The organism is Streptomyces sp. NPDC006711 (assembly GCF_042869775.1).
Classification (GTDB): Bacteria; Actinomycetota; Actinomycetes; order Streptomycetales; family Streptomycetaceae; genus Streptomyces.
On sequence record NZ_JBIAGO010000011.1, the window covers coordinates 30266 to 50320 of the forward strand.

General features: G+C 71.8%; 16 protein-coding genes, 2 tRNA genes and 2 pseudogenes. 4 read left to right on the forward strand and 16 right to left on the reverse strand.

The window, feature by feature from the left end; all coding sequences use genetic code 11:
• Positions 1-37: 37 nt before the first annotated feature.
• Positions 38-2911, reverse strand: coding sequence for a leucine--tRNA ligase (leuS, locus tag ACFYM2_RS21935; protein WP_388838427.1), 2874 nt, complete (start codon positions 2909-2911; stop codon positions 38-40).
• Between the two features lie 427 nt (positions 2912-3338).
• On the opposite strand from leuS, the gene ACFYM2_RS21940 reads away from it, so the two are divergent.
• Together ACFYM2_RS21940 and ACFYM2_RS21945 are read left to right on the forward strand one after the other, a co-directional pair.
• Complete coding sequence (locus ACFYM2_RS21940) at positions 3339-4616, forward strand: hypothetical protein (RefSeq protein ID WP_388838430.1); 1278 nt, start codon at positions 3339-3341, stop codon at positions 4614-4616.
• Between the two features lie 28 nt (positions 4617-4644).
• On the forward strand, positions 4645-6204 hold the full coding sequence (locus ACFYM2_RS21945; protein WP_359000122.1) for an NADH-ubiquinone oxidoreductase-F iron-sulfur binding region domain-containing protein: 1560 nt from the start codon (positions 4645-4647) through the stop codon (positions 6202-6204).
• 60 nt (positions 6205-6264) lie between these two features.
• On the opposite strand, the gene ACFYM2_RS21950 is transcribed toward ACFYM2_RS21945, so the two are convergent.
• Positions 6265-6337, reverse strand: a tRNA-Ala gene (locus ACFYM2_RS21950).
• 115 nt (positions 6338-6452) lie between these two features.
• On the opposite strand from ACFYM2_RS21950, the pseudogene ACFYM2_RS21955 reads away from it, so the two are divergent.
• Positions 6453-7649: pseudogene (locus ACFYM2_RS21955) on the forward strand (glycosyltransferase 87 family protein); the annotation flags it as partial.
• Here ACFYM2_RS21955 and ACFYM2_RS21960 read toward each other — a convergent pair.
• The 9 genes from ACFYM2_RS21960 to ACFYM2_RS22000 form a co-directional block, all read right to left on the reverse strand.
• Positions 7624-7857 (reverse strand): hypothetical protein, encoded by a 234-nt coding sequence (locus ACFYM2_RS21960; RefSeq protein ID WP_053726163.1) that lies wholly within the window; start codon positions 7855-7857, stop codon positions 7624-7626. The pseudogene ACFYM2_RS21955 and the gene ACFYM2_RS21960 overlap by 26 nt on opposite strands.
• A 2-nt stretch (positions 7858-7859) precedes the next feature.
• Positions 7860-8030: a hypothetical protein gene (locus tag ACFYM2_RS21965; RefSeq protein WP_388838433.1), complete on the reverse strand. Its 171-nt coding sequence runs from the start codon at positions 8028-8030 to the stop codon at positions 7860-7862.
• 251 nt (positions 8031-8281) lie between these two features.
• Positions 8282-8354: transfer RNA gene (locus ACFYM2_RS21970), tRNA-Ala, on the reverse strand.
• Positions 8355-8466: 112 nt separating this feature from the next.
• Positions 8467-9123 carry a histidine phosphatase family protein gene (locus tag ACFYM2_RS21975; protein ID WP_359000311.1) on the reverse strand — a complete coding sequence of 219 codons (657 nt, stop codon included), beginning with the start codon at positions 9121-9123 and terminating at the stop codon, positions 8467-8469.
• Positions 9120-9557 (reverse strand): ribosome silencing factor, encoded by a 438-nt coding sequence (gene rsfS / locus ACFYM2_RS21980; protein WP_100578254.1) that lies wholly within the window; start codon positions 9555-9557, stop codon positions 9120-9122. The genes ACFYM2_RS21975 and rsfS overlap by 4 nt, the downstream gene beginning before the upstream one ends.
• A gap of 92 nt (positions 9558-9649) precedes the next feature.
• Positions 9650-11407 (reverse strand): LCP family protein, encoded by a 1758-nt coding sequence (locus ACFYM2_RS21985; RefSeq protein WP_388838436.1) that lies wholly within the window; start codon positions 11405-11407, stop codon positions 9650-9652.
• A gap of 46 nt (positions 11408-11453) precedes the next feature.
• On the reverse strand, positions 11454-12071 hold the full coding sequence (gene nadD, locus ACFYM2_RS21990) for a nicotinate-nucleotide adenylyltransferase (protein WP_350230229.1): 618 nt from the start codon (positions 12069-12071) through the stop codon (positions 11454-11456).
• Positions 12072-12108: 37 nt separating this feature from the next.
• Positions 12109-12270 carry a hypothetical protein gene (locus ACFYM2_RS21995; RefSeq protein ID WP_350230230.1) on the reverse strand — a complete coding sequence of 54 codons (162 nt, stop codon included), beginning with the start codon at positions 12268-12270 and terminating at the stop codon, positions 12109-12111.
• A gap of 81 nt (positions 12271-12351) precedes the next feature.
• Positions 12352-12525 (reverse strand): hypothetical protein, encoded by a 174-nt coding sequence (locus ACFYM2_RS22000; RefSeq protein WP_359000131.1) that lies wholly within the window; start codon positions 12523-12525, stop codon positions 12352-12354.
• A 109-nt stretch (positions 12526-12634) separates the two neighbouring features.
• On the opposite strand from ACFYM2_RS22000, the gene ACFYM2_RS22005 reads away from it, so the two are divergent.
• A complete protein-coding gene (locus tag ACFYM2_RS22005; RefSeq protein WP_388838439.1) occupies positions 12635-13753 on the forward strand; it encodes a M48 family metallopeptidase in 1119 nt (372 codons plus the stop codon).
• A 243-nt stretch (positions 13754-13996) separates the two neighbouring features.
• Here the strand turns inward: ACFYM2_RS22005 and ACFYM2_RS22010 are convergent, their stop codons facing one another.
• From ACFYM2_RS22010 to proB, 5 genes and pseudogenes are all read right to left on the reverse strand, one after another.
• Positions 13997-15094 (reverse strand): hypothetical protein, encoded by a 1098-nt coding sequence (locus ACFYM2_RS22010; protein ID WP_388838442.1) that lies wholly within the window; start codon positions 15092-15094, stop codon positions 13997-13999.
• 401 nt (positions 15095-15495) lie between these two features.
• Positions 15496-16074: pseudogene (locus tag ACFYM2_RS22015) on the reverse strand (hypothetical protein); the annotation flags it as partial.
• A 79-nt stretch (positions 16075-16153) separates the two neighbouring features.
• On the reverse strand, positions 16154-17455 hold the full coding sequence (locus ACFYM2_RS22020; RefSeq protein WP_388838445.1) for a glutamate-5-semialdehyde dehydrogenase: 1302 nt from the start codon (positions 17453-17455) through the stop codon (positions 16154-16156).
• A gap of 555 nt (positions 17456-18010) precedes the next feature.
• Positions 18011-18472: a hypothetical protein gene (locus tag ACFYM2_RS22025; RefSeq protein WP_359000143.1), complete on the reverse strand. Its 462-nt coding sequence runs from the start codon at positions 18470-18472 to the stop codon at positions 18011-18013.
• Positions 18473-18625: 153 nt separating this feature from the next.
• Positions 18626-19753, reverse strand: a complete 1128-nt coding sequence (proB, locus tag ACFYM2_RS22030) for a glutamate 5-kinase (protein ID WP_359000146.1) — start codon at positions 19751-19753, stop codon at positions 18626-18628.
• Between the last annotated feature and the right edge of the window lie 302 nt (positions 19754-20055).

Genomic DNA, 20055 nt, shown 5'->3' on the forward strand with positions numbered 1-20055 from the left:
CGCGAGCGCGGGGCGCGTGCGCGGGTCCGAACGGGGCTTACGCGGGAACGATGTTCACCAGCTTCGGCGCCCGCACGATGACCTTGCGGATGTCCGCGCCGGCCAGGGCCGCGACGACGGCCTCGTCGGCCAGCGCCAGCTTCTCCAGCTCGTCCTCCGCGATCGTCGGCGGCACCTCCAGGCGGGCCTTGACCTTGCCCTTGATCTGGACGACGCAGGTCACGGCCTCGTCCACGACGTACGCGGGGTCGGCGACGGGGAAGTCGCGGTGCACCACGGAGTCGGTGTGGCCCAGCTTGCGCCACAGCTCCTCGGCGATGTGCGGGGCCAGCGGGGCGATCAGCAGGACCAGCTGCTCGGCGACCGGCCGGGCCAGCGGGCCGCCCGCCTTGGTCAGGTGGTTGTTCAGCTCGGTGATCTTGGCGATGGCGGTGTTGAACCGCAGCCCCGCCAGGTCGCCGCCCGCGCCGTCGATCGCCTTGTGCAGGGCGCGCAGGGTGGCCTCGTCGGGCTCGGCGTCGGTGACGGTGACCTCCCCGGTCGCCTCGTCGACGATGTTGCGCCACAGCCGCTGCAACAGCCGGTACTGGCCGACCACGGCGCGCGTGTCCCAGGGGCGCGAGACGTCCAGGGGGCCCATCGCCATCTCGTACAGGCGCAGGGTGTCGGCGCCGTATTCGGCGCAGATCTCGTCCGGAGTGACCGCGTTCTTCAGGGACTTGCCCATTTTGCCCAGCTCGCGCTTGACGGGCTCGCCCTCGAAGAAGAACTTGCCGTCGCGCTCCTCGATCTCGGCGGCCGGCACCGGGAAGCCTCGGCTGTCCCGGTAGACGTACGCCTGGATCATGCCCTGGTTGTACAGCTTGTGGTACGGCTCGGCGGAGGAGATGTGGCCGAGGTCGAACAGGACCTTGGACCAGAAACGCGCGTACAGCAGGTGCAGCACGGCGTGTTCGGCGCCGCCGACGTACAGGTCGACGCCACCGGTCGGCTGACCCTCGCGCGGGCCCATCCAGTACTGCTCGACGGCCGGGTTGACCAGCTTCTCGCTGTTGTGCGGGTCCAGGTAGCGCAGCTGGTACCAGCAGGAACCGGCCCAGTTGGGCATGGTGTTGGTCTCGCGGCGGTACTTCTTGACGCCGTCGCCCAGGTCGAGCTCGACGTTGACCCAGTCCTCGTTGCGGGACAGCGGGGTCTCCGGCGAGGTGTCGGCGTCGTCGGGCTCGAAGGTGCGCGGCGAGTAGTCGTCGACCTCCGGCAGTTCCAGGGGCAGCATCGACTCGGGCAGCGGGTGGGCGATGCCGTCCTCGTCGTAGACGATCGGGAAGGGCTCGCCCCAGTACCGCTGGCGGCTGAACAGCCAGTCGCGCAGCCGGAAGTTGACGGTGCCCTCGCCGATGCCGCGCTCGGTCAGCCAGTCGGTGATCTTCGCCTTGGCCTCGACGACGCCCAGGCCGTCCAGCGAGATCTCGTCGTTGGCGGAGTTGACCAGCTTCGCCTCGTGGGAGACGAACGCCTCGTCCCACGTGGAGGCGTCGGTGCCACGGTCGTCGTCGGGCTGGACGACGCAGCGCATGGGCAGCTCGAAGGCGCGCGCGAAGGCGAAGTCACGGGCGTCGTGCGCCGGTACGGCCATGATCGCGCCGGTGCCGTAGCCCATCAGCACATAGTCGGCGATGAAGACGGGAACTTTTTCGCCGCTGACGGGGTTGGTCGCGAACGCGCCGGTGAAGACGCCGGTCTTCTGCTTGGCGTCGGCCTGGCGCTCGACGTCCGACTTGGCCGCGGCGAACGCGCGGTAGGTGGCGACGGCGTCGGCCGGGGTGGCGTGGCCGCCGGTCCACACGTCGTGGGTGCCCTCGGGCCAGGCGGCCGGGACAATGGTGTCGACCAGCTCGTGCTCGGGCGCGAGCACCATGTAGGTCGCGCCGAACAGGGTGTCCTGCCGGGTGGAGAAGACGGTGATCGCGTCGGTGTCGGTGACCTTGAAGTCGACGCGGGCACCTTCGGAGCGGCCGATCCAGTTGCGCTGCTGCAGCTTGATCGCGTCCGGCCAGTCCAGGCCGTCCAGGTCGTCCAGGAGACGGTCCGCGTAGGCGGTGATGCGCATGTTCCACTGGCGCAGCTTGGACTTGAAGACGGGGAAGTTGCCGCGCTCGGAACGGCCGTCGGCGGTGACCTCCTCGTTGGCCAGGACGGTGCCCAGGCCGGGGCACCAGTTGACGGGCGCGTCGGAGGCGTACGCCAGGCGGAATCCGCCCAGCACGTCGGCGCGCTCGGCGGAGTTCAGCGCCGCCCAGTCACGGCCGCCGGGGACCTCGCGGCTGCCGTCCTCGAACGCGGCGACCAGTTCGGCGATCGGGCGGGCCTTGCGCGCGTCGGCGTCGTACCAGGAGTTGAAGATCTGCAGGAAGATCCACTGGGTCCACTTGTAGTACTCCGGGTCGATCGTCGCGACCGACCGGCGCTTGTCGTGGCCCAGGCCCAGCCGGCGCAGCTGCCGCTTCATGTTGTCCATGGCGGCCTCGGTGGAGACCCGCGGGTGCGTGCCGGTGGCGACCGCGTGCTGCTCGGCGGGCAGGCCGAACGCGTCGAAGCCCAGCGTGTGCAGCACGTTGTGGCCGGTCATGCGCTGGTGGCGGGCGTAGACGTCGGTGGCGATGTAACCCAGCGGGTGACCGACGTGCAGGCCCGTGCCCGAGGGGTAGGGGAACATGTCCATGACGAACTTCTTGGGCCGTGCGGCGACCGCCGCGTCCCCGGCCAGGTCGCCCGTCGGGTTCGGCGTCTCATAGGTGCCGTCGGCGTCCCAGAAGTCCTGCCAGCGTGCCTCGATGTCGGCGGCCATGGCCGCCGTGTAGCGGTGCGGCGCGGCCGTCTCTGCGGCGGCAGCGGTGTTCGTCTCGCTCATGTCCTCAAAGCTCCATCGATCGTCTCTGCCAGCGGTTACGAGCGTTCGTCCATCGATCCGCCATCGAATCGCCAAACGAAAAAACCCCTCGCACAGGAGGGGGCGCCGCGCCGAGTCCGACCGGATCTCTTCATCGGTCGGGAGTGTTCAGCGCGGCTCGCTAAGCAGAAGGCGTACGGCACGCATGGCGTCAGGGTACCGCAGGCCTCACAGGCCTCGCACGGAGTGCCCGAGGGGGTGTGGACTCCGGACCCGGCCGGCGGGCCCGCCGCTCCCCGAAGGGGCGTCCGCGAGGGGGCGGGGGCGAGGTTACTCCGCGTACCGCCCTCTTCTGGGGCAACCGCTCAAACCCCGTACCGGCCGGTATGGGGCGACCTAGCATGCCGCCACGGGACCGCTTTGCCGAACCATTCGGAGTCGCCCCACCATGAACCCTCGCCATCCGCTCAACCCGCACCATCCGCGTCACAACCCCGCCCGGGGACGCCCGCCCCGCAAGGGCGGACTCTCCGCGGCCGCCCTCGGCGTCGTCGCCCTGCTCATACCGCCGCTGGCCCTGCTGACGTCCGACGGCCTGCGTGCCGCCCTCGACTTCACCTCCGGCGTCCTCTCCCTGGTCTCACTGACCGCGTCCGTCGCCTGGGGCCTGCTCGCCACCGACCGGCTGCTGCTCACCCCACGCGACCGCCTCATGGCGCAGGCCGTTCACCGCGCGACCGCCATCGCCTCGATCGGCTTCCTCCTGCTGCACGTCACCCTCAAGATCGCCCTCGGCCATGTCGGACTCCTGGGCGCGGTCGTGCCGTTCGGGCTCGGCATCACCGGCACGTCCGGTCTGATCGGCTTCGGGTCGCTCGCCGGCATCCTGATGGTGCTCACGGCCGTCACGGGCGCCATGCGCAGCGCCTTCACCACGCCGGGCCGCATCGCGGGACGCTGGCGCGCGGTCCACATGCTGGCCTACCCCACCTGGTGCTCGGCGCTGGTGCACGGTCTGTTCGCGGGGCGGCCCCCGGCGGGCTGGGTGGTGGCGATGTACGCGCTGAGCCTGGCGGCTGTGGCGGGTGCGCTGGCCGTACGCGCGCTGCCCCGGCCCGCGCAGCGCCGCATCGTCGCCCGGCTCGCCCCGCTGCTCGCGCGCCCGGAGCCCGAACGCCCCGAAGCGACGCCGCCGCCACCACCGGTCACGCCGCCCTCTTATGAGGGGCCCTCCTATGAGGCGTCGTCCTACGGCACGTCCTCGTTCGCGTCACCTCTTGCGTCGTCCTCGTCCCAAACCGCCTCCATGGAGGCGGCTTCCTTGATGCCGCCCTCTTATGAGGCTTACGAGGCGCGGCCCACGCGGCGCCTGCGCGCGGGCCGCCCCCGGCGCGAAGTCCTCGGCGAGGCACGGCAGTCCGAGGAGACACCCGCCCTGTACGAGCCCCCGCACGAGGCACCACCGCGCTACCGTCCCGGCAACGCGCGGCCCGTCGGCGACGCCGGTACGGGCTTCTCGGCGGCCTACCGGGCGGTCTCGCTCGCCCCGCCGCCCCCGGCCGTCCCCCCGGCCACGCCGCCCGACGCCCGCTGGCCCGCGCCCTCGCCCCGCCCTCCCGAGCCGCTGCCCAACGGCGATCCCGCGCCCTCCACGCCCTACCAGCAGCCCACCGCGGGCGAGCCCTGGCACTCCCCGCCGGGCCCCGCCGCCGGAGAACGCCCGTGACGGTGCCAGCGACAGCAGGAGTACGACCATGAACAGCCCCCTCCCCGATGTTCCCGAGGTCCGCGTCGTGGGCCTGCCCCATTTGACCGCCGGCTTCGATCTCGTCGAACGCCTCACCTTGCCGATGCACCTCAAGGTGCACGGCGCGCTGGAACCGATCAACGGCGAGCGGCTTGCCCAACTCGCCGACGACGTCGCCCTCACCGGCCGGGGCGGCGCGGGTTTCCCCTTCGGCCGCAAGCTGCGGGCGGTCGCGTCCGCCGCGATCCGGCGCGGGATACGCCCGGTCGTCGTCATCAACGCGAGCGAGGGCGAGCCCGCCTGCCGCAAGGACACCGTCCTGGTGTGCCGGGCCCCCCATCTCGTCCTGGACGGCGCGCTGCTGGCCGCCGAGGCGCTGGGCGCGCGCACCCTGGTCGTCGCCGTCACCCGCGATGCGACGGAGGCGTCCGTGCGTGCCGCCTTCTTCGAGCGCGGTCTCACCGACAAGCGGAGCGCCCCGCTGCGCGCCCGCGTGGTCCGCACCCCCGAGCGCATGGTGTCCGGCGAGGCGTCGGCGGTGATCCGGGCGGTGGACGGCGGCCCCGCCCTGCCGCCGGGCCGGCGTGAGCGGGCGGCGGAGTCCGGCGTCGGGGGCGCCCCGACGCTGCTCTCCAACGCCGAGACGTTCGCCCAGCTCGCGGTGGCCGCCCGGCTCGGCCCCCAGCGGTTCGGCAACACGGGCGAGCCCACCGAGCCCGGCACCGTCCTGCTGACGGTGTCCGGCGCCGTCGCCCGCCCGATGGTGGTCGAGGCGCCCACGGGGGTGCCGCTGCGGTACGTACTCCAGCTGGCCGGGGCGCCGTCGCTGCCCCAGGGCGTCCTGACGGGCGGCTATCACGGCGCCTGGCTCAACTCGGTGGCCGCCCACGACGCGGCCCTGTCGCGCGCCTCCCTCTCGGCGCTCGGCGGCGCGCTCGGAGCGGGCGCGATCCTGCCGATCGGGCCGGGGACCTGCGCGCTCGGTGAGGCGCTTCGGGTCGCCAAGTGGCTGGCCGCCGAGACGGCCGGCCAGTGCGGCCCGTGCAGGCTGGGCCTCCCGGCCGCCGCCGCGGGGCTCGCCGACGTGCTGGGCGGCGGCGGACCGGCCGCGCTCGAGGCGCTGCGCGAGGTGACGCGGGCCGTCAAGGGCCGGGGGGCCTGCAAGCATCCGGACGGCTCGGCGCGGTTCTTGGCATCCACCCTGGCGGCGTTCACGGACGACCTGGCGGCCCATGTGCTCGGCGGCGGCTGCGGCAGACCGACCGTGGGGGTGCTGCCGCTGCCCGCGCCCGGCTACCAGGACGAGGGCGTACCGAGCGGCGAGAAGATGCTGGTGGACTGGACGTTGTGCGAGGGCCACGGGCTCTGCGCCGACATCGTGCCGGAGCTGATCCGGCTGGGCCCCGACGGCTACCCTCTGGTCGCGGACGCCACCGTGCCGATGCATCTGCGGGGGCGCGCGCAACGAGCCGTACGCCGCTGTCCCGCGCTCGCGCTCCGGATCGAGCAGGCGCCCACGGCACTGCCCCAGGTGACGCGCAAAGCCCTGGGCACTGGCCGGAGTTGACCGGTTGGGACACAACGAGAAGGCGGGTCATCCGATTCGGATGACCCGCCTTCTCAACTGTGGAGCTAAGGAGAATTGAACTCCTGACCTCCTGCATGCCATGCAGGCGCTCTACCAACTGAGCTATAGCCCCTTGCTGTGTGCCGCCCGGTTTCCCCCGGCGACATCGAGAACATTACACGGTCACCCCGGTGCTTCACCAAATCGGTTTCCGTTCTGTACGAAGAAGGACGGTAACGTCCACCTTCGTGACCGTGAAGGTACTGGCGCACGCCGCTGTCCGCTTCCCCTCCGCACGCCGTCCCGTGGCCCTGGCCGCCGCCGTCTGCCTGCTCTCCTTCGCGGTCTTCTGGGCCGCTCAGCGGGCCGCCGGGGTCTCGATGATCGACCTGCTGGTCTACCGGGCCGAGGGCCGGGCCGTACGGGCGGGCGCCGACCTGTACGCGATGCGCGCGACACCCGCGCGGCTGCCCACCACCTACCCGCCGTTCGCGGCCCTGGTGTTCACCCCGCTCACCCTGCTCGGCGTCCCGCAGCTGCGGGTGCTTGCGCCCCTGGCCAATCTGGGGCTGCTGGTCGCTCTGGCCCATCTGTCACTGCGGCTCGCGGGGCGCCACCGCCCCGGAGCCGCGCTGTGGATCGCCGCGCTCGCCGTGTGGTGCGAGCCGGTGTGGACGACGCTGCGCTATGGCCAGATCAATCTGCTGCTGGCCGTCGCGGTGCTCTGGGACCTGACCCGCGCCGAGGGCCACCGCTGGGCGGGCGCCGGCATCGGCCTGGCCGCCGCGCTGAAGCTCACCCCCGCCCTGTTCGCGCTGTTCCTGCTGGTCTCCGCCGTCGTCGGCAAGGAAACAGCCGCCGGGAACTTTTCGCGCGCCATGACCATTAGGGCCGCTTCGGTGTTCTGCGCTGCCACGGCGGCGGGCGCCGTACTGCTCCCGCGCGACTCGGTGCGCTTCTGGACGTCCATGGTCTTCGAGGCGGGCCGGGTCGGTCATGCCGAGGACACCGCCAACCAGTCGCTGCGCGGGGTGCTGGCCCGCCTGCTGCACACCGGGGAGCCGGGCGCGTGGTGGACGGCGGGCGCGGTCGTCACGGCCGCGCTCGGGCTGGCGGTCGCGGTCCGCGCCGAACTGCGCGGGGAGCGGGCCTGGGCCACGCTGTCCTGCGCCGTGACCGGGCTGCTCGTCAGCCCCGTCTCCTGGTCCCACCACTGGGTGTGGTGTGTGCCGGCGGTGGTGCTGCTCGGCTTCGAGAGGCCGCGCTGGGCGCTGGGGGGCGCCGCCGTCTTCGCCACGTACGCGCTGTGGTGGGTCCCGCACGGCACGAGCCGGCCCGAACTGGCCCAGGACTGCGGCGACATGGTGCTCTCAGCGCTGTATCCGCTGGCGGGCGCGTGCTTCCTCGTGCTGGCGGCGCTCAGGCCGTGGCGAAGGAGTAGAAGCGCTTCAGTGTGCAGTGCGCCTCAAGGAGACGGCCGTAAATCGGCTCCCCTTCGAGTTCCCGGTACGTCTCGATGGGGTCGCCTTTTATGATCAGCGCCCGGGCGCACTCCTCGCACCAGTACTGATAGTCGGTGTTGACCGGATCCATGTCCCTGACGATGGGCGTACCACTGCCGCACCAGTCGCATTTCCGCCTGTGTGCACCCATGTTCAGCTCCAGCTGTGGCCGCAGGCCGTGCACACGCAGGACACGCCACCGTTGTCGCCGAGCATCTGGGCGACATGGGAGGAACCGCAGGACGGGCAGCTCAGGCGGGTGCCGAGCACCGGCGCGTGCGGGCCGCCGGGCGGTTGTGGGAATTCTTCGCGACTCGCGGGCATCGCGCGCTCCCTCCCGTTCGGTCCGTCGTCCCCCTCCGGCCGTCCCGATTCTGCCATGTCCTCGCAAGAGGGTCAGTGCTGTCGGGGTACGAGACCGGCCAGGCCGCCCAGGACGGCCCCACCACCAGGTGCGCGGGAGCGTGGCCGCGGCGCGCGGGCGCAAGTGCGCGCCGGCCGCGGCCGCGCCGCGCTCAGGCAGTCAGGACCCCAACAAGAAGATCCCGCCCCCACGAGGGGACGGGATCCGATTGTGGAGCTAAGGAGAATTGAACTCCTGACCTCCTGCATGCCATGCAGGCGCTCTACCAACTGAGCTATAGCCCCGCTGTTCGCCTTGTTTCCGCTTCTTCGGCGGTCCCGCGCTGCGAACAAGAAGAACTCTAGCCTGTGACCTGCCGGAAAGTGAAATCCGGCCTCCACCACCCCTGAGCAGCGGTTAGTCGTCGTCGCCGAGGACCGGCTCGGGGAGCGTGCCGGCGTTGTGCTCGAGCAGACGCCAGCCGCGCGCGCCCTCGCCGAGGACGGACCAGCAGCAGTTGGTGAGGCCGCCAAGGCCCTCCCAGTGGTGCGCTTCAAGTCCGAGCAGACGGCCGATCGTCGTGCGGATGGTGCCGCCGTGGCTGACGACGACGAGGGTGCCATCGTCGGGCAGCTTGTCGGCATGCCGCAGCACGACCGGGGCGGCCCGGTCGGCCACCTCGGTCTCCAGCTCGCCGCCACCCCTGCGCACAGCCTCGCCGCGCTTCCACGCGGCGTACTGCTCGCCGTACCGGGCGACGATCTCCTCGTGCGTGAGCCCCTGCCAGGCGCCCGCGTACGTCTCCCGCAGCCCCGCGTCGTGCTCGACCGGCAGGCCGGTGACGGCCGCGAGCTCGGCGGCCGTGGCGGCGGCCCGCTGAAGGTCGGAGGCGATGATCGCGTCCGGCTTCAGGGCGGCCAGCAGGCGCGCGGACCGGTGTGCCTGGGCGACGCCGGTCTCCGTCAGCTCGATGTCCGTGGAGCCCTGGAAGCGGCGCTCCAGGTTCCAGGCCGTCTGACCGTGCCGCCACAGGACTATCCGGCGGCCACGGCCGCCCTTGGTGGTGCCGTTCAGCTCAGCTCACCGTCCGTCTCGTCGGCGCCGGTGAGCGCGGCGTGCTCGGCCGCCTTGCCCCGGGTCTTCATGGCGTCGTCCGGCAGGGGCAGCTCGGGGCAGTCCTTCCACAGACGCTCGAGCGCGTAGAAGACGCGCTCCTCGCTGTGCTGGACGTGCACGACGATGTCGACGTAGTCGAGCAGGATCCAGCGGGCGTCGCGGTCGCCCTCACGGCGCACCGGCTTGGCGCCGAGCTCCTTGTTCAGCCGCTCTTCGATCTCGTCGACGATCGACTTGACCTGGCGGTCGTTGGGCGCGGAGGCGAGCAGGAAGGCGTCGGTGATCGACAGCACGTCGCTGACGTCGTACGCGATGATGTCGTGCGCGAGCCGGTCGGCGGCCGCCTGAGCGGCGGCGGTGATGAGCTCGATGGAACGGTCCGTGGCGGTCACAAGCAGGCTTTCGTCGGCGGTCAGATCGGATCAGATCGAATTCCAGGATCTCACGGACCGCCGACAGTCCCGAAAGGATCGCTTTCGCGCCCTCAGCCGGTGGGTTTGTAGTCCTTGCCGATGACCACCGAAACGTCGGCGTTGGCGGCCGCGTCGCCCTGCTTGACGGCGCTGTCGGGCAGGCCGAGGGTCTTGGCCACCTCCGTGGCCTTCGCCTTCTTCGCCGCGTCCGCGTACAGCACCTGCGAGGCGGCCTGCGTGCCGCCGCTTCCGGCGTCCACGAACGCGTAGCCGCCGTTGAGCAGGGTGATCCGGGCCGACTCGGAGGCCTTGGCGTTGCCGCTGGCGTTCTTGACGCCGACCCGGACAGCGGCGCCCTGGTCGGACCCGCCGGCGCCCAGACGGCCCCCCAGAATGTCCTTGATCACGCTGTCGCTGGTCTGCTGGCTCAGCGTGCCGTCGGGCTGCACCGGAAGCAGCGCCGTCTTGTACGCGCCGGCCTTGGCGTGCTCGGCGAGCTTGGCCAGCGCCGCCCCCAGGTCGCTCTCGGGCAGCGACGGATCGAGGATCTGCGCGAGCGTCTGGACGGTGACGGTGGCCGCCTTCGGGTCGTCGGAGATCTTGCGCAGCACCCCGTACATCACCGCGCCGAACCGCTGGAGCTGCTTGGTCTCGGGCTCGCCGGGGCCCCGATAGGTGGCATAGGCGACGGCCATCGGGCCGCTGAGCGTCTGGTCCTCGCCCTTCTTCACCACCGGGTCGCTGCCCTGCTTGGCACCGGGAACGTCCGCATCCGTACTGATGTCGATGTTTCCGACGAGGTCGACGAGGTTTTCCAGGTACGGGGTGTCGAGCCGCCAGGTGCCGGTGATCTTGGCTCCGAGGAGGTTGGACAGCGCGTCCCGGGTGCCCTGCGAGCCGTCCCCGTCCACGGACTTGCCCAGGGTGGTGCGGCTGCCGTCGTCGTCGGTGAGGGCCAGGGAGTTGGGCAGCAGCACGGTGGTGCCCTGCCCGGCGCCCGCGTTGTTGACGAGCAGCACCGTGGAGGTGCCGCCCGCCTTGGTGTTGTGCAGATGCACCACGATCACGTCTCGCTTCTGCGCCCCGGCCGTGGCGCCGCCCTTCTTGGCGTCCGACGAGGACGAAGAGCCGGGCAGCTTGCCCGCGAACCAGAGGTAGCCGACGCCGCCCACCACCAGCAGGACGAGCGCCACGACGAGGGCGACGACGCGGTTGCGGCCACGACGCTTGGCCTCCTCGCGGCGCTCGCTGCGGCTCTCAGTGAACTTCAGCCAGTCGATGACGTCTTCGGAGTCCTCATTGGGCTCCTCGATGAAGGAGAACTGCTCGGTGCCGGAGTCGCGGTCGGCCTTCTCGCCGCCCTCGTCCTTGCGCTGCTTGGGCACCGCGGGCGTGGTCTGCGGCTCCGTCCCGGACTGCGCCGGCGCGGCGGACGCCTGTGGTGCGGCGGGCGTCGGGGGCGCCTGGGCGGGCGGCTGCTGGGCGGAGGCAGGACCCTGCCCGTAGCTCTGCCCGTAGTCGCTTCCCTGGCCGGTCCCGTAGGCCTGCTGCGGGAACCGCTGGGTCCCGTCGAACTCCTGCGGCTGCTGGGGCAGTTGCTGCCCGTAGGGGTCGTACGGCGACTGCTGCGGCACGTACGTCTGGTCGTACCCGTACCCCTGTTGCTGCGGTTGCTGCTGAGGCTCCTGCGGCTGCGCGTAGGGGTCGTACGCCTGCTGCTGCGAAGGGACCTGCTGCTGCGGGACCTGTTGGTACACCGGCCGGCCGTACTCGTCGTATCCGACCAACTGCACCTGGGGTGCATGCGGATCGTACTGGCGGTCGTTCACCGGTGGCCTTCTCTCACTCGCCGACGTACAGGCGCTACAGCTGGTCTCACTCGCCGCGGTACAGCTGGCGCTTGTCGATGTAGCGGACCACACCGTCCGGAACCAGATACCAGACGGGGTCGCCCTGCGCGACCCTGGCCCGGCAGCCGGTCGAGGAAATCGCCAGCGCCGGCACCTCCACCAACGAGACCCCGCCCTCGGGCAGACCGTCGTCCGTCAGCACATGGCCGGGGCGGGTCACACCGATGAAATGGGCGAGCGAGAACAGCTCTTCGGCGTCCCGCCAGGTGAGGATCTGGGCCAGCGCGTCGGCGCCGGTGATGAAGAAGAGGTCCGCGTCGCTGTTGCGGTCGCGCAGATCCCGCAGGGTGTCGATGGTGTACGTCGCCCCGCCCCGGTCGATGTCGATGCGACTGACCGAGAACTGCGGGTTGGACGCGGTGGCGATGACCGTCATCAGATAACGGTCCTCGGCCGGGGACACCAGCTTGTGGCTCTTCTGCCAGGGCTGCCCGGTCGGCACGAAGACGACCTCGTCCAGATGGAACTGCGAGGCCACCTCGCTCGCGGCCACGAGGTGTCCGTGATGGATCGGATCAAACGTTCCGCCCATCACACCGATGCGTCGCTTCACCGGACCGGTAGGCACTTCCTGCTCTCCCATGCGTGCAGAGCCTACTGGCCCGGCTTACGGCCCCGGATCAGCGGTCGCGGTTGAAGCGGGTGGTGATCCAGAGCAGCAGGAGCAGGGCGAGCAGCGCGCCGCCGCCCGTCATCCAGGGCTGCAAGCTGTCGTGGTTGCCACCGTGCTCGGCGCCTTCGGCGAGCGAGACCAGGTTGGCGGCGGTGCTGTGGAGGCTCATCTTCGGCAGGACCTATCCGGGAGTCGGGGCGGAGACTTCGCCCACATCGTATGCGGGCGGTCCGGGCACGCTCACGCCGACTCAGTCGTTGTCGTTGTCGTCGCCGCCGTTCGAGCGGTATCCGCGCAGCAGGAACCAGGCCAGCAGGGCCGCTCCGACCATGGAGGCAAGGAGCAGGATCCGCAGCAGCGCACCCGGTCCCTGCCCGGAGGCGGCGGCGAGAGCAGTGACGACGTCCGGCGTGACGTCCGGCATGGCAGGTCTCCTCGAAGTTATCCACAGGCCCCCGGGCCACGGTACCGCCACCGCCTAGTGTGGATGTCGTCAGGGGGACGAGCCGACACTCGAACGACAGGGGGCACCCATGACCGAGGGCTTCAACGACAACGTGCCGAGCAGGCAGCGGCGCAGGTTCCCCGGGATCTCCTCCCGGGCCTACGAACACCCCGCCGACCGCTCGGCGCTGGTCGCGCTGCGCAAGCTGTCCGGTTTCGACACCGTATTCAAGGCACTGAGCGGACTGCTGCCCGAGCGCAGCCTGAGACTCCTGTTCCTGTCGGACTCCGTGCGCGTGGGCGACACGCAGTTCGCCCACCTCAACTCCATGCTGCGGGACGCCTGTTACATCCTGGACCTGGAGAAGGTCCCGCCGATGTACGTCACGCAGAACCCGCAGCCCAACGCGATGTGCATCGGTCTCGACGAGCCGATCATCGTGGTGACGACGGGCCTGGTGGAGCTGCTTGACGAGGAGGAGATGCGCGCGGTCGTCGGCCACGAGGTGGGCCACGCCCTCTCCGGCCACGCGGTCTACCGCACGATCCTGCTCTTCCTGACCAACCTCGCCCTCAAGGTCGCGTGGATCCCGCTGGGCAACGTGGCGATCATGGCGATCGTGACGGCGCTCCGTGAATGGTTCCGCAAGTCGGAGCTTTCGGCGGACCGGGCCGGGCTGCTGGTGGGCCAGGATCCGTACGCCTCGATGCGGGGGTTGATGAAGATAGCCGGCGGCAACCACCTGCACGAGATGAACGTGGACGCATTCCTTGAGCAGGCCGAGGAGTACGAGGCCGGGGGCGACCTGCGCGATTCCGTGCTGAAGATCCTCAATGTGCTGCCCCGCTCCCACCCCTTCACCACGGTGCGCGCCGCCGAGTTGAAGAAGTGGACCGAGACCCGCGACTACCAGCGGATCATGGACGGTCACTACCCGCGCCGCAACGAGGACAAGGACACCTCGGTGTCCGACTCCTTCCGGGAGTCGGCGGCCTCCTACGCCGACGCGGTCAAGACGAGCAAGGACCCGCTGATGAAGCTGGTCGGCGACATCGCGGGCGGCACGGCGGACCTGGGCGGCAAGCTGCGCGACAAGTTCACGGGGGCGGGGGCCCGTCCCACGGACAAGGCGGCTGGCTCCGACGCGCCGGCATCCGACGGGAAGGACGACAGGGGGGACCAGACGCGGGACCAGAAGGGGGACTAGAAGGGGGACTAGAAGGGGGACCAGAGGACTGGCCGGAAAGCTGAGCGCGGAAGGCTGAGCCCGGGAGACTGAGCCCGGGAGGCTGAGCCGGGGAAGGCTGAGCGGCCGAGCCCGGGAAGGCTGAGCCCGGGAGGCTGAACCCGTGCTGAGCCCGGGAAGGCTGAGTCTCCCGGCCACGGGGAGTGAGCGGGCGCGCCGGGCGCCGGTGACCGGGCTGCTTGGGCGGGACCGGGCGGGCGGGCGTCAGCCGGTTGCTGTTGCTGGGGTGGGCTGCGCGGCTGGGGACAGGGTGGCGCAGAAACCCTGGGGGGCGGGGCCGGTCGCGAACGGATCGGTGGCGGCCGGGCCGCCCGCGCTCGCCCGCTCCCCCGCGAGGAGCGGCCGCAGCAGACCGGCCACATCGGCGGAGCAGGACTGCGGGCCGGCCTCCACGGTGCTGGTCTGGAGCTCGGTCCTGTTCAGACGCAGATCGTCGCGGTCGAGCCGGAAGTGGAGTTCGCGGCGGACCACGAACAGCGAGGCGTCCCCGGCGTGCGGGCCCGCGCCGGCCGGGCGCAGCGCGTACACGAAGACGTAGTCGGCGCTGACGTCGAGCGCGTCGGAACCGGCCTCGGCGTAGCCCATCGCGCCCTGGACCCGTACGTGGGGGTCGGCCAGTGCCACCTTGGCCGGGTCGAAGCGGACCAGCCAGCCGGTGGCGGAGTGCCGGCCGTCGTCGGCCGGGGTGGCAAGGCTCTGGTCGAACTGGGCCATCAGATCGGGGTCGAGCAGCACACGGACCGCCCGGGCCGGGCCGCCGGTGAGGACGCTCGGGTCCAGGGACGACTTGACCAGGTAGTCCTTGGTGATGGTGAGGGCGTCCATCACCTGGGCTTCGGAGAAGTGGGAGGTCTTGGTGACCGGGGGCAGATCGATCCCGGCGGCGCCGGTGCGGAACGAGGCGGCCGGGCTGTGCGCGAAGAGCTGGTCGGCGTCGCCGCCCGGCACGGGGCCCTGGGGGGCCAGGGGGACCACGGTCATCCGCAGGGCGTCGGGGCTGCTGGCGGACGGCGGCTGATAGGGGTGGCGGACGCCCATGTAGATGGCGGTGCTGAAGGCGAGGAGGAGCAGCAGGACCAGGGCGATGGCGGGTTTGGAGGAGGCCCTGAGGGACCAGGCCGGACGGGGGCGTACGGCACGCGCGTGTTCGTACATCCGCTCCTGCGCGGAGTACTCCTGGAGCCGGGCAGCGCGGACGAACGATTCGTCGAAGACGACGGACCGGTACTCGTCGTCACCTCCGCCGGGAAGGCCCTCGGGTGTCCCCTCGGGTCCCTCGGGTGGCACTTCACGCCCTGCCATACCTTCAGGGTAGGTCTGGCGGGGGGAAGGTAAACGCGCTGGTGCGCGACAAGTTCCGCGGAGTTCCGGCGGGGTGGTTCACTCGCTGCTCAGGGGGTGCGCGGGGCGAGGGAGACCCCTGCCGAACCGGCCGCCGCGGAGGCCGCGGAGGCCGCTTGTGCGGCGGACGTGGCTGGTACGGCGGGTGCCGCCGTGCCGGATGCCACCGGCGTGCCCGGTGCAACCCCCGTGCCCAACGTGGCCCCCGTGCCCCGCGTGACCCCCGTACTCGACGTGCCTCCCGTGCCCCGTGTGTCTGCCCTACCCGGCGTGCTACCCGTACCCGGCGTGACCCCCGCACCCGGGGCGACCCCCGTACCCGACGTGTCTCCCTTGCCCGGGAGTATCGGGGCGCCCGGGGCCGGGGCGCTGTCGGGGGCGGGGGCGCTGTCGGGGGCGGTGGCGGTGGCGGTGGCGTTCGTCGGGTTGTCCACGTTGCTGGTGGCCGGGGGCGGGGCCTTGTCGTCGCGGCTCGAGGAGGCGCCGCGGTAGACGGCGGAGAAGGCGAGGGCGACCATGCCGATACCCATGATCACGGCCATCACCCAGGCGATGGGCCGGTGCCAGCGGGTGCGGCCGCGATAGGGGCGCAGGACCCCGCCGAAACGGCCGTAGGGGCCCGCTTCGGCGCCGCCGGACAGACCGGGGCCGTCGAAGAAGAGGTCGTGCGGGTCGCGGCCGGGGTGGCGGGGGTCGTAACCGTCGTCGTAGAGGTCGTCGTCGGGGGCTCCGGCGCCCGCGCGGGCGCGGGCCGCCTCGGCGTCGGCGCGGGCCTGCGCGGCGGCGAGCAGGCGCTCGACCGCGCTGGGTTCGTGGATGGCGGCGGCTCGTACGAAGTCCTCGTCGAACACCACGGAGGCGAAGTCATCGTCCGCGCCCCCGCGGTCGTCGTCGGGCTCCCAGCCGTCCGGGAACGGCCCGCCCCCTACGTCGTCCGGCACCTGTTCAGGGTAGCCCCGGGCGGCGGGTTTGGGCAGGGACTGGCCGAAGTCGGGCGCCCGGAAAGGGAGTTGTCGTCAACTACCGGATGTGACCATCGCCGGTCACGATGTACTTCGTCGAGGTCAGCTCGGGCAGTCCCATGGGGCCGCGGGCGTGCAGCTTCTGGGTGGAGATGCCGATCTCGGCGCCGAATCCGAACTGGCCGCCGTCGGTGAAGCGGGTCGAGGCGTTGACGGCGACGGTGGTGGAGTCGACGAGCTGGGTGAAGCGGCGGGCGGCGGCCTGCGAGGTGGTGACGATGGCCTCGGTGTGCCCCGAGGTCCACTGCCGGATGTGGGCGACGGCGTCGTCGAGGGAGTCGACGACGGCGGCGGCGATGTCGTACGAGAGGTATTCGGTCTCCCAGTCCTCGGCCGTGGCGGCGACGACGGTCGCCTTGGAGGCGTCCGCGTAGGAGCGCACACGGGCGTCGGCGTGGACGGTGACGCCGGCTTCGGCGAGCGCGTCCAGGGCGAGCGGCAGGAAGGCGTCGGCGATGTCGCGGTGGACGAGAAGGGTCTCGGCGGAGTTGCAGACCGAGGGGCGCTGCGCCTTGGAGTTGATCAGGATGCCGACGGCCATGGCGAGGTCGGCCTCGGCATCGACGTACACGTGGCAGTTGCCGGTGCCGGTCTCGATGACGGGGACGGTGGACTGCTCGACGACGGTGCGGATCAGGGAGGCGCCGCCGCGCGGGATGAGGACGTCCACGAGGCCTCGGGCGCGCATCAGCTCCCGTACGGAGTCGCGGGATTCGCCGGGGACGAGTTGCACCGCGTCGGCGGGCAGACCCGCGCCTGCGACGGCGTCGCGCACCACGCCGACCAGGGCGGTGTTGGAGGCGTACGCCGAGGACGAGCCGCGCAGCAGGACGGCGTTGCCGGACTTGAGGCAGAGGGCGGCGGCGTCCACGGTCACGTTGGGCCGGGCCTCGTAGATGATGCCGACGACGCCGAGCGGGACGCGGATCTGGCGCAGGTCGATGCCGTTGGGCAGGGTCGAGCCGCGCACGACCTCGCCGACGGGGTCGGGCAGGGCTGCCACGTCGCGCACGTCGGAGGCGATGGCGGCGATCCGCTCGGGGGTCAGGGTCAGCCGGTCGATGACGGTCTCGCTGGTGCCGGCCTCGCGGGCCTTGGCGACGTCCACGGCGTTGGCCTCGACGATCTCGGCGGTGCGGGCCTCCAGGGCGTCCGCGATCGCGTGCAGCACGTCGTCCTTGACCGCGCGCGGAAGTGGCGCGATCTCGGCGGCCGCGGCGCGGGCCTGCTGGGCGGTCCGCGTGACCGGGGAGACGTCGTCGGGCGAGGAGGCCGGGGAGGGCGAGGAGTGCGAAGCCATGTCCGCAGGGTAATGCGCGCGGGGCGGGCGTTTCGCCCCGGTTCCACTCCCCGAGACCGGCCTGCGGCTCCCGGGCGGTCAGGGGAGCTTCCCGGCGCCCCTGCGGTGCTCCCCGGATGCTCCACGCGGCTTCCTCAGCGCTCGCCCGGGCGGCCCCCCGGGGACCCCGCCGCGCTCCCCGGCCGGTCAGGGGAGCCCCCCGGTGCTCCCCTGGATCCTCCACGTGGACCCCGCCGCGCTCCCCGGGCGGTCAAGGGAGCCCCCCGGTGCTCCACGTGGCTTCCCCAGCGACCGCCTGGGCGGTCTCCCGGGGGCCCCGCCCGTGCTCCCCGGGCGGTCAGGGGAGCTTCCCGGGGCCCTCCCCCGCGCCCCCGGTCTCTCCCAAGCGGCGCGGGCCCCCAGCGGCGCAGGCCCACCAACACGGGCCCCCACCGGCACACGCCCCCCAGGACCCCGCAGGGCTCCCGAGGTGTCCGGAATCGCTCCCAGGGCGTCCGTAATTCGCTCCCGACGTGTCCGGATCCCGCGCGGAAGGGCGGCGCCGGGCCGCATGGGTCAGAACGGGTGGACGCCCACCGGGGCGGCCGGGGGTGGTCCGTAGCCTTCGGCCAGCCGCTGGTGGTAGGTGCCTCGGTCGATGACCTCGAGGCCGACGATCTCCCAGGGCGGGAGCTTCGCGGTGGAGCGGTGTTCGCCCCACAGGCGCAGGGCGACGGCCGCCGCGTCGTGCAGGTCGCGGGCCTCTTCCCAGTAGCGGATCTCGGCGTGGTCCTCGGCGTAGCGGCTGGTCAGCAGGAAGGGGTGGTCGTGGGCGAGCTGTTCGAGGCCCCGGCGGACCTCCTTCAGCGGCGTCTCGGCCCCTGACACGCTGAGCGTGATGTGCCACAGCCTCGGGGTGTCCCCGTGCTGCTTCTCGGGTACTTCTCCGGCTTCGACGTCGGCCCCCGTCCCCACACTGGTCAGGGTCCGCTCAGCCGTCGTCCCTCGGGGCGCCGCCCCCGGGCGCGCTCGTCTCACCGGCGGCCTCCTGTGCTGCTGTGTGCGATGCGGTGCGGTACTGCGCGGATTGCCACTCCCCGCGTACCCCCGCTTCAAAGTTGACCAGCCCGAGGCCGGGCGCGGGGCGGTTTTCCTGAAGGTGTCTGTCTTATGGCTGGACTTTCAGCCGTTTCAGGGGTGCAGGACGGCCAGATCGTCCCTGTGTACGACTTCGCGCTCGTAGGCGGGGCCGAGTTCGCGCGCGAGGTCGCGGGTGGAGCGCCCAAGGAGCTGGGGGATCTCCTTGGCGTCGAAGGTGACCAGGCCACGGGCGACGGCCCGGCCCGCCAGATCGCGCAGTTCGACGGGGTCGCCCGCGGCGAACTCGCCCTCGACGGCGGCGATTCCGGCCGGGAGCAGGGACTTGTGGCCTTCGACGACGGCGCGTACGGCTCCGTCGTCCAGGACGAGGGCGCCCTGCGGGGTGGAGGCGTGGGCCAGCCACAGGAGGCGGTCGGCCGAGCGGCGTCCGGTGCGGTGGAAGTAGGTGCCGGTCGCGCGGCCGGCGAGCGCGTCGGCGGCCCGGCTCGCGGAGGTGAGGACGACGGGGATGCCGGCGGCCGCCGCGATCCGGGCCGCCTCGACCTTGGTGACCATGCCGCCGGTGCCGACCCCGGCCTTGCCCGCGCTGCCGATCTGGACGTGCGCGATGTCGTCGGGCCCACGCACCTCCTCGATGCGCGAGGTGCCGGGCTTGGCGGGGTCGCCGTCGTAGAGGCCGTCGACGTCGGAGAGCAGGACCAGCAGATCGGCGCGGACCAGGTGGGCGACGAGGGCGGCGAGCCGGTCGTTGTCGCCGAAGCGGATCTCGTCGGTGGCCACCGTGTCGTTCTCGTTGACGACGGGAAGCGCGCCCATGGCCAGGAGCTGGTCCAACGTGCGGTAGGCGTTGCGGTAGTGGGCGCGGCGGCTGGTGTCGTCGGTGGTGAGCAGGACCTGTCCCACGCGTACGCCGTAGCGGGCGAAGGAGGCGGTGTAGCGGGCGACGAGGAGGCCCTGGCCGACGCTGGCCGCGGCCTGCTGGCGGGCGAGGTCCTTGGGGCGGCGGCGCAGTCCGAGGGGGGCGAGGCCGGCTGCGATGGCGCCGGAGGAGACGAGCACGATGTCCTTCTCGCCGCCGCCGCGTGCCTTGGCGAGGACGTCGACGAGGGCGTCGACCCGGTCCGCGTCGAGGCCGCCGGAGGCGGTGGTGAGCGAAGAGGAACCGATCTTGACCACGATGCGGCGGGCCTGTGCCACCTGCTGCCTTGCCACTGTCACACCAGGAAATCTATGTCAGGACGGCCGGGCGGCGCTTGGAAGTTCCAACCGGCGGACAGCCTCACCGGGACGGGACAGAGATCCTTTAAGCTCGAATGAGCTCGAAAAGGCGGGAAAACCGGGGATGGCGTGGCTTGGTGGCGTGTTGAAGCCCACACCGCCATACCGTGCGCCTTTGTACCGGCGAGGCGATTTTAGGGTCGGAAGTGAAACCTCCCGGGCCGCTGCCCCCTCCCTTCTGATGACTTGTCGAACAACTCCATGACGCGCTCCCGGGGGATTCGGGGCACATGGATGCAACA

Bases quoted from the DNA above. Each gene is read 5' to 3' on its own strand.
- leuS (WP_388838427.1), bottom strand. From the start codon at position 2,911: ATGAGCGAGACGAACACCGCTGCCGCCGCAGAGACGGCCGCGCCGCAC.
- ACFYM2_RS21940 (WP_388838430.1), top strand. From the start codon at position 3,339: ATGAACCCTCGCCATCCGCTCAACCCGCACCATCCGCGTCACAACCCC.
- ACFYM2_RS22020 (WP_388838445.1), bottom strand. From the start codon at position 17,455: ATGGCTTCGCACTCCTCGCCCTCCCCGGCCTCCTCGCCCGACGACGTC.
- nadD (WP_350230229.1), bottom strand. From the start codon at position 12,071: ATGGGAGAGCAGGAAGTGCCTACCGGTCCGGTGAAGCGACGCATCGGT.
- ACFYM2_RS22000 (WP_359000131.1), bottom strand. From the start codon at position 12,525: ATGCCGGACGTCACGCCGGACGTCGTCACTGCTCTCGCCGCCGCCTCC.
- ACFYM2_RS21945 (WP_359000122.1), top strand. From the start codon at position 4,645: ATGAACAGCCCCCTCCCCGATGTTCCCGAGGTCCGCGTCGTGGGCCTG.
- ACFYM2_RS21995 (WP_350230230.1), bottom strand. From the start codon at position 12,270: ATGAGCCTCCACAGCACCGCCGCCAACCTGGTCTCGCTCGCCGAAGGC.
- ACFYM2_RS22005 (WP_388838439.1), top strand. From the start codon at position 12,635: ATGACCGAGGGCTTCAACGACAACGTGCCGAGCAGGCAGCGGCGCAGG.
- ACFYM2_RS22010 (WP_388838442.1), bottom strand. From the start codon at position 15,094: ATGGCAGGGCGTGAAGTGCCACCCGAGGGACCCGAGGGGACACCCGAG.
- ACFYM2_RS21960 (WP_053726163.1), bottom strand. From the start codon at position 7,857: ATGGGTGCACACAGGCGGAAATGCGACTGGTGCGGCAGTGGTACGCCC.
- ACFYM2_RS21965 (WP_388838433.1), bottom strand. From the start codon at position 8,030: ATGCCCGCGAGTCGCGAAGAATTCCCACAACCGCCCGGCGGCCCGCAC.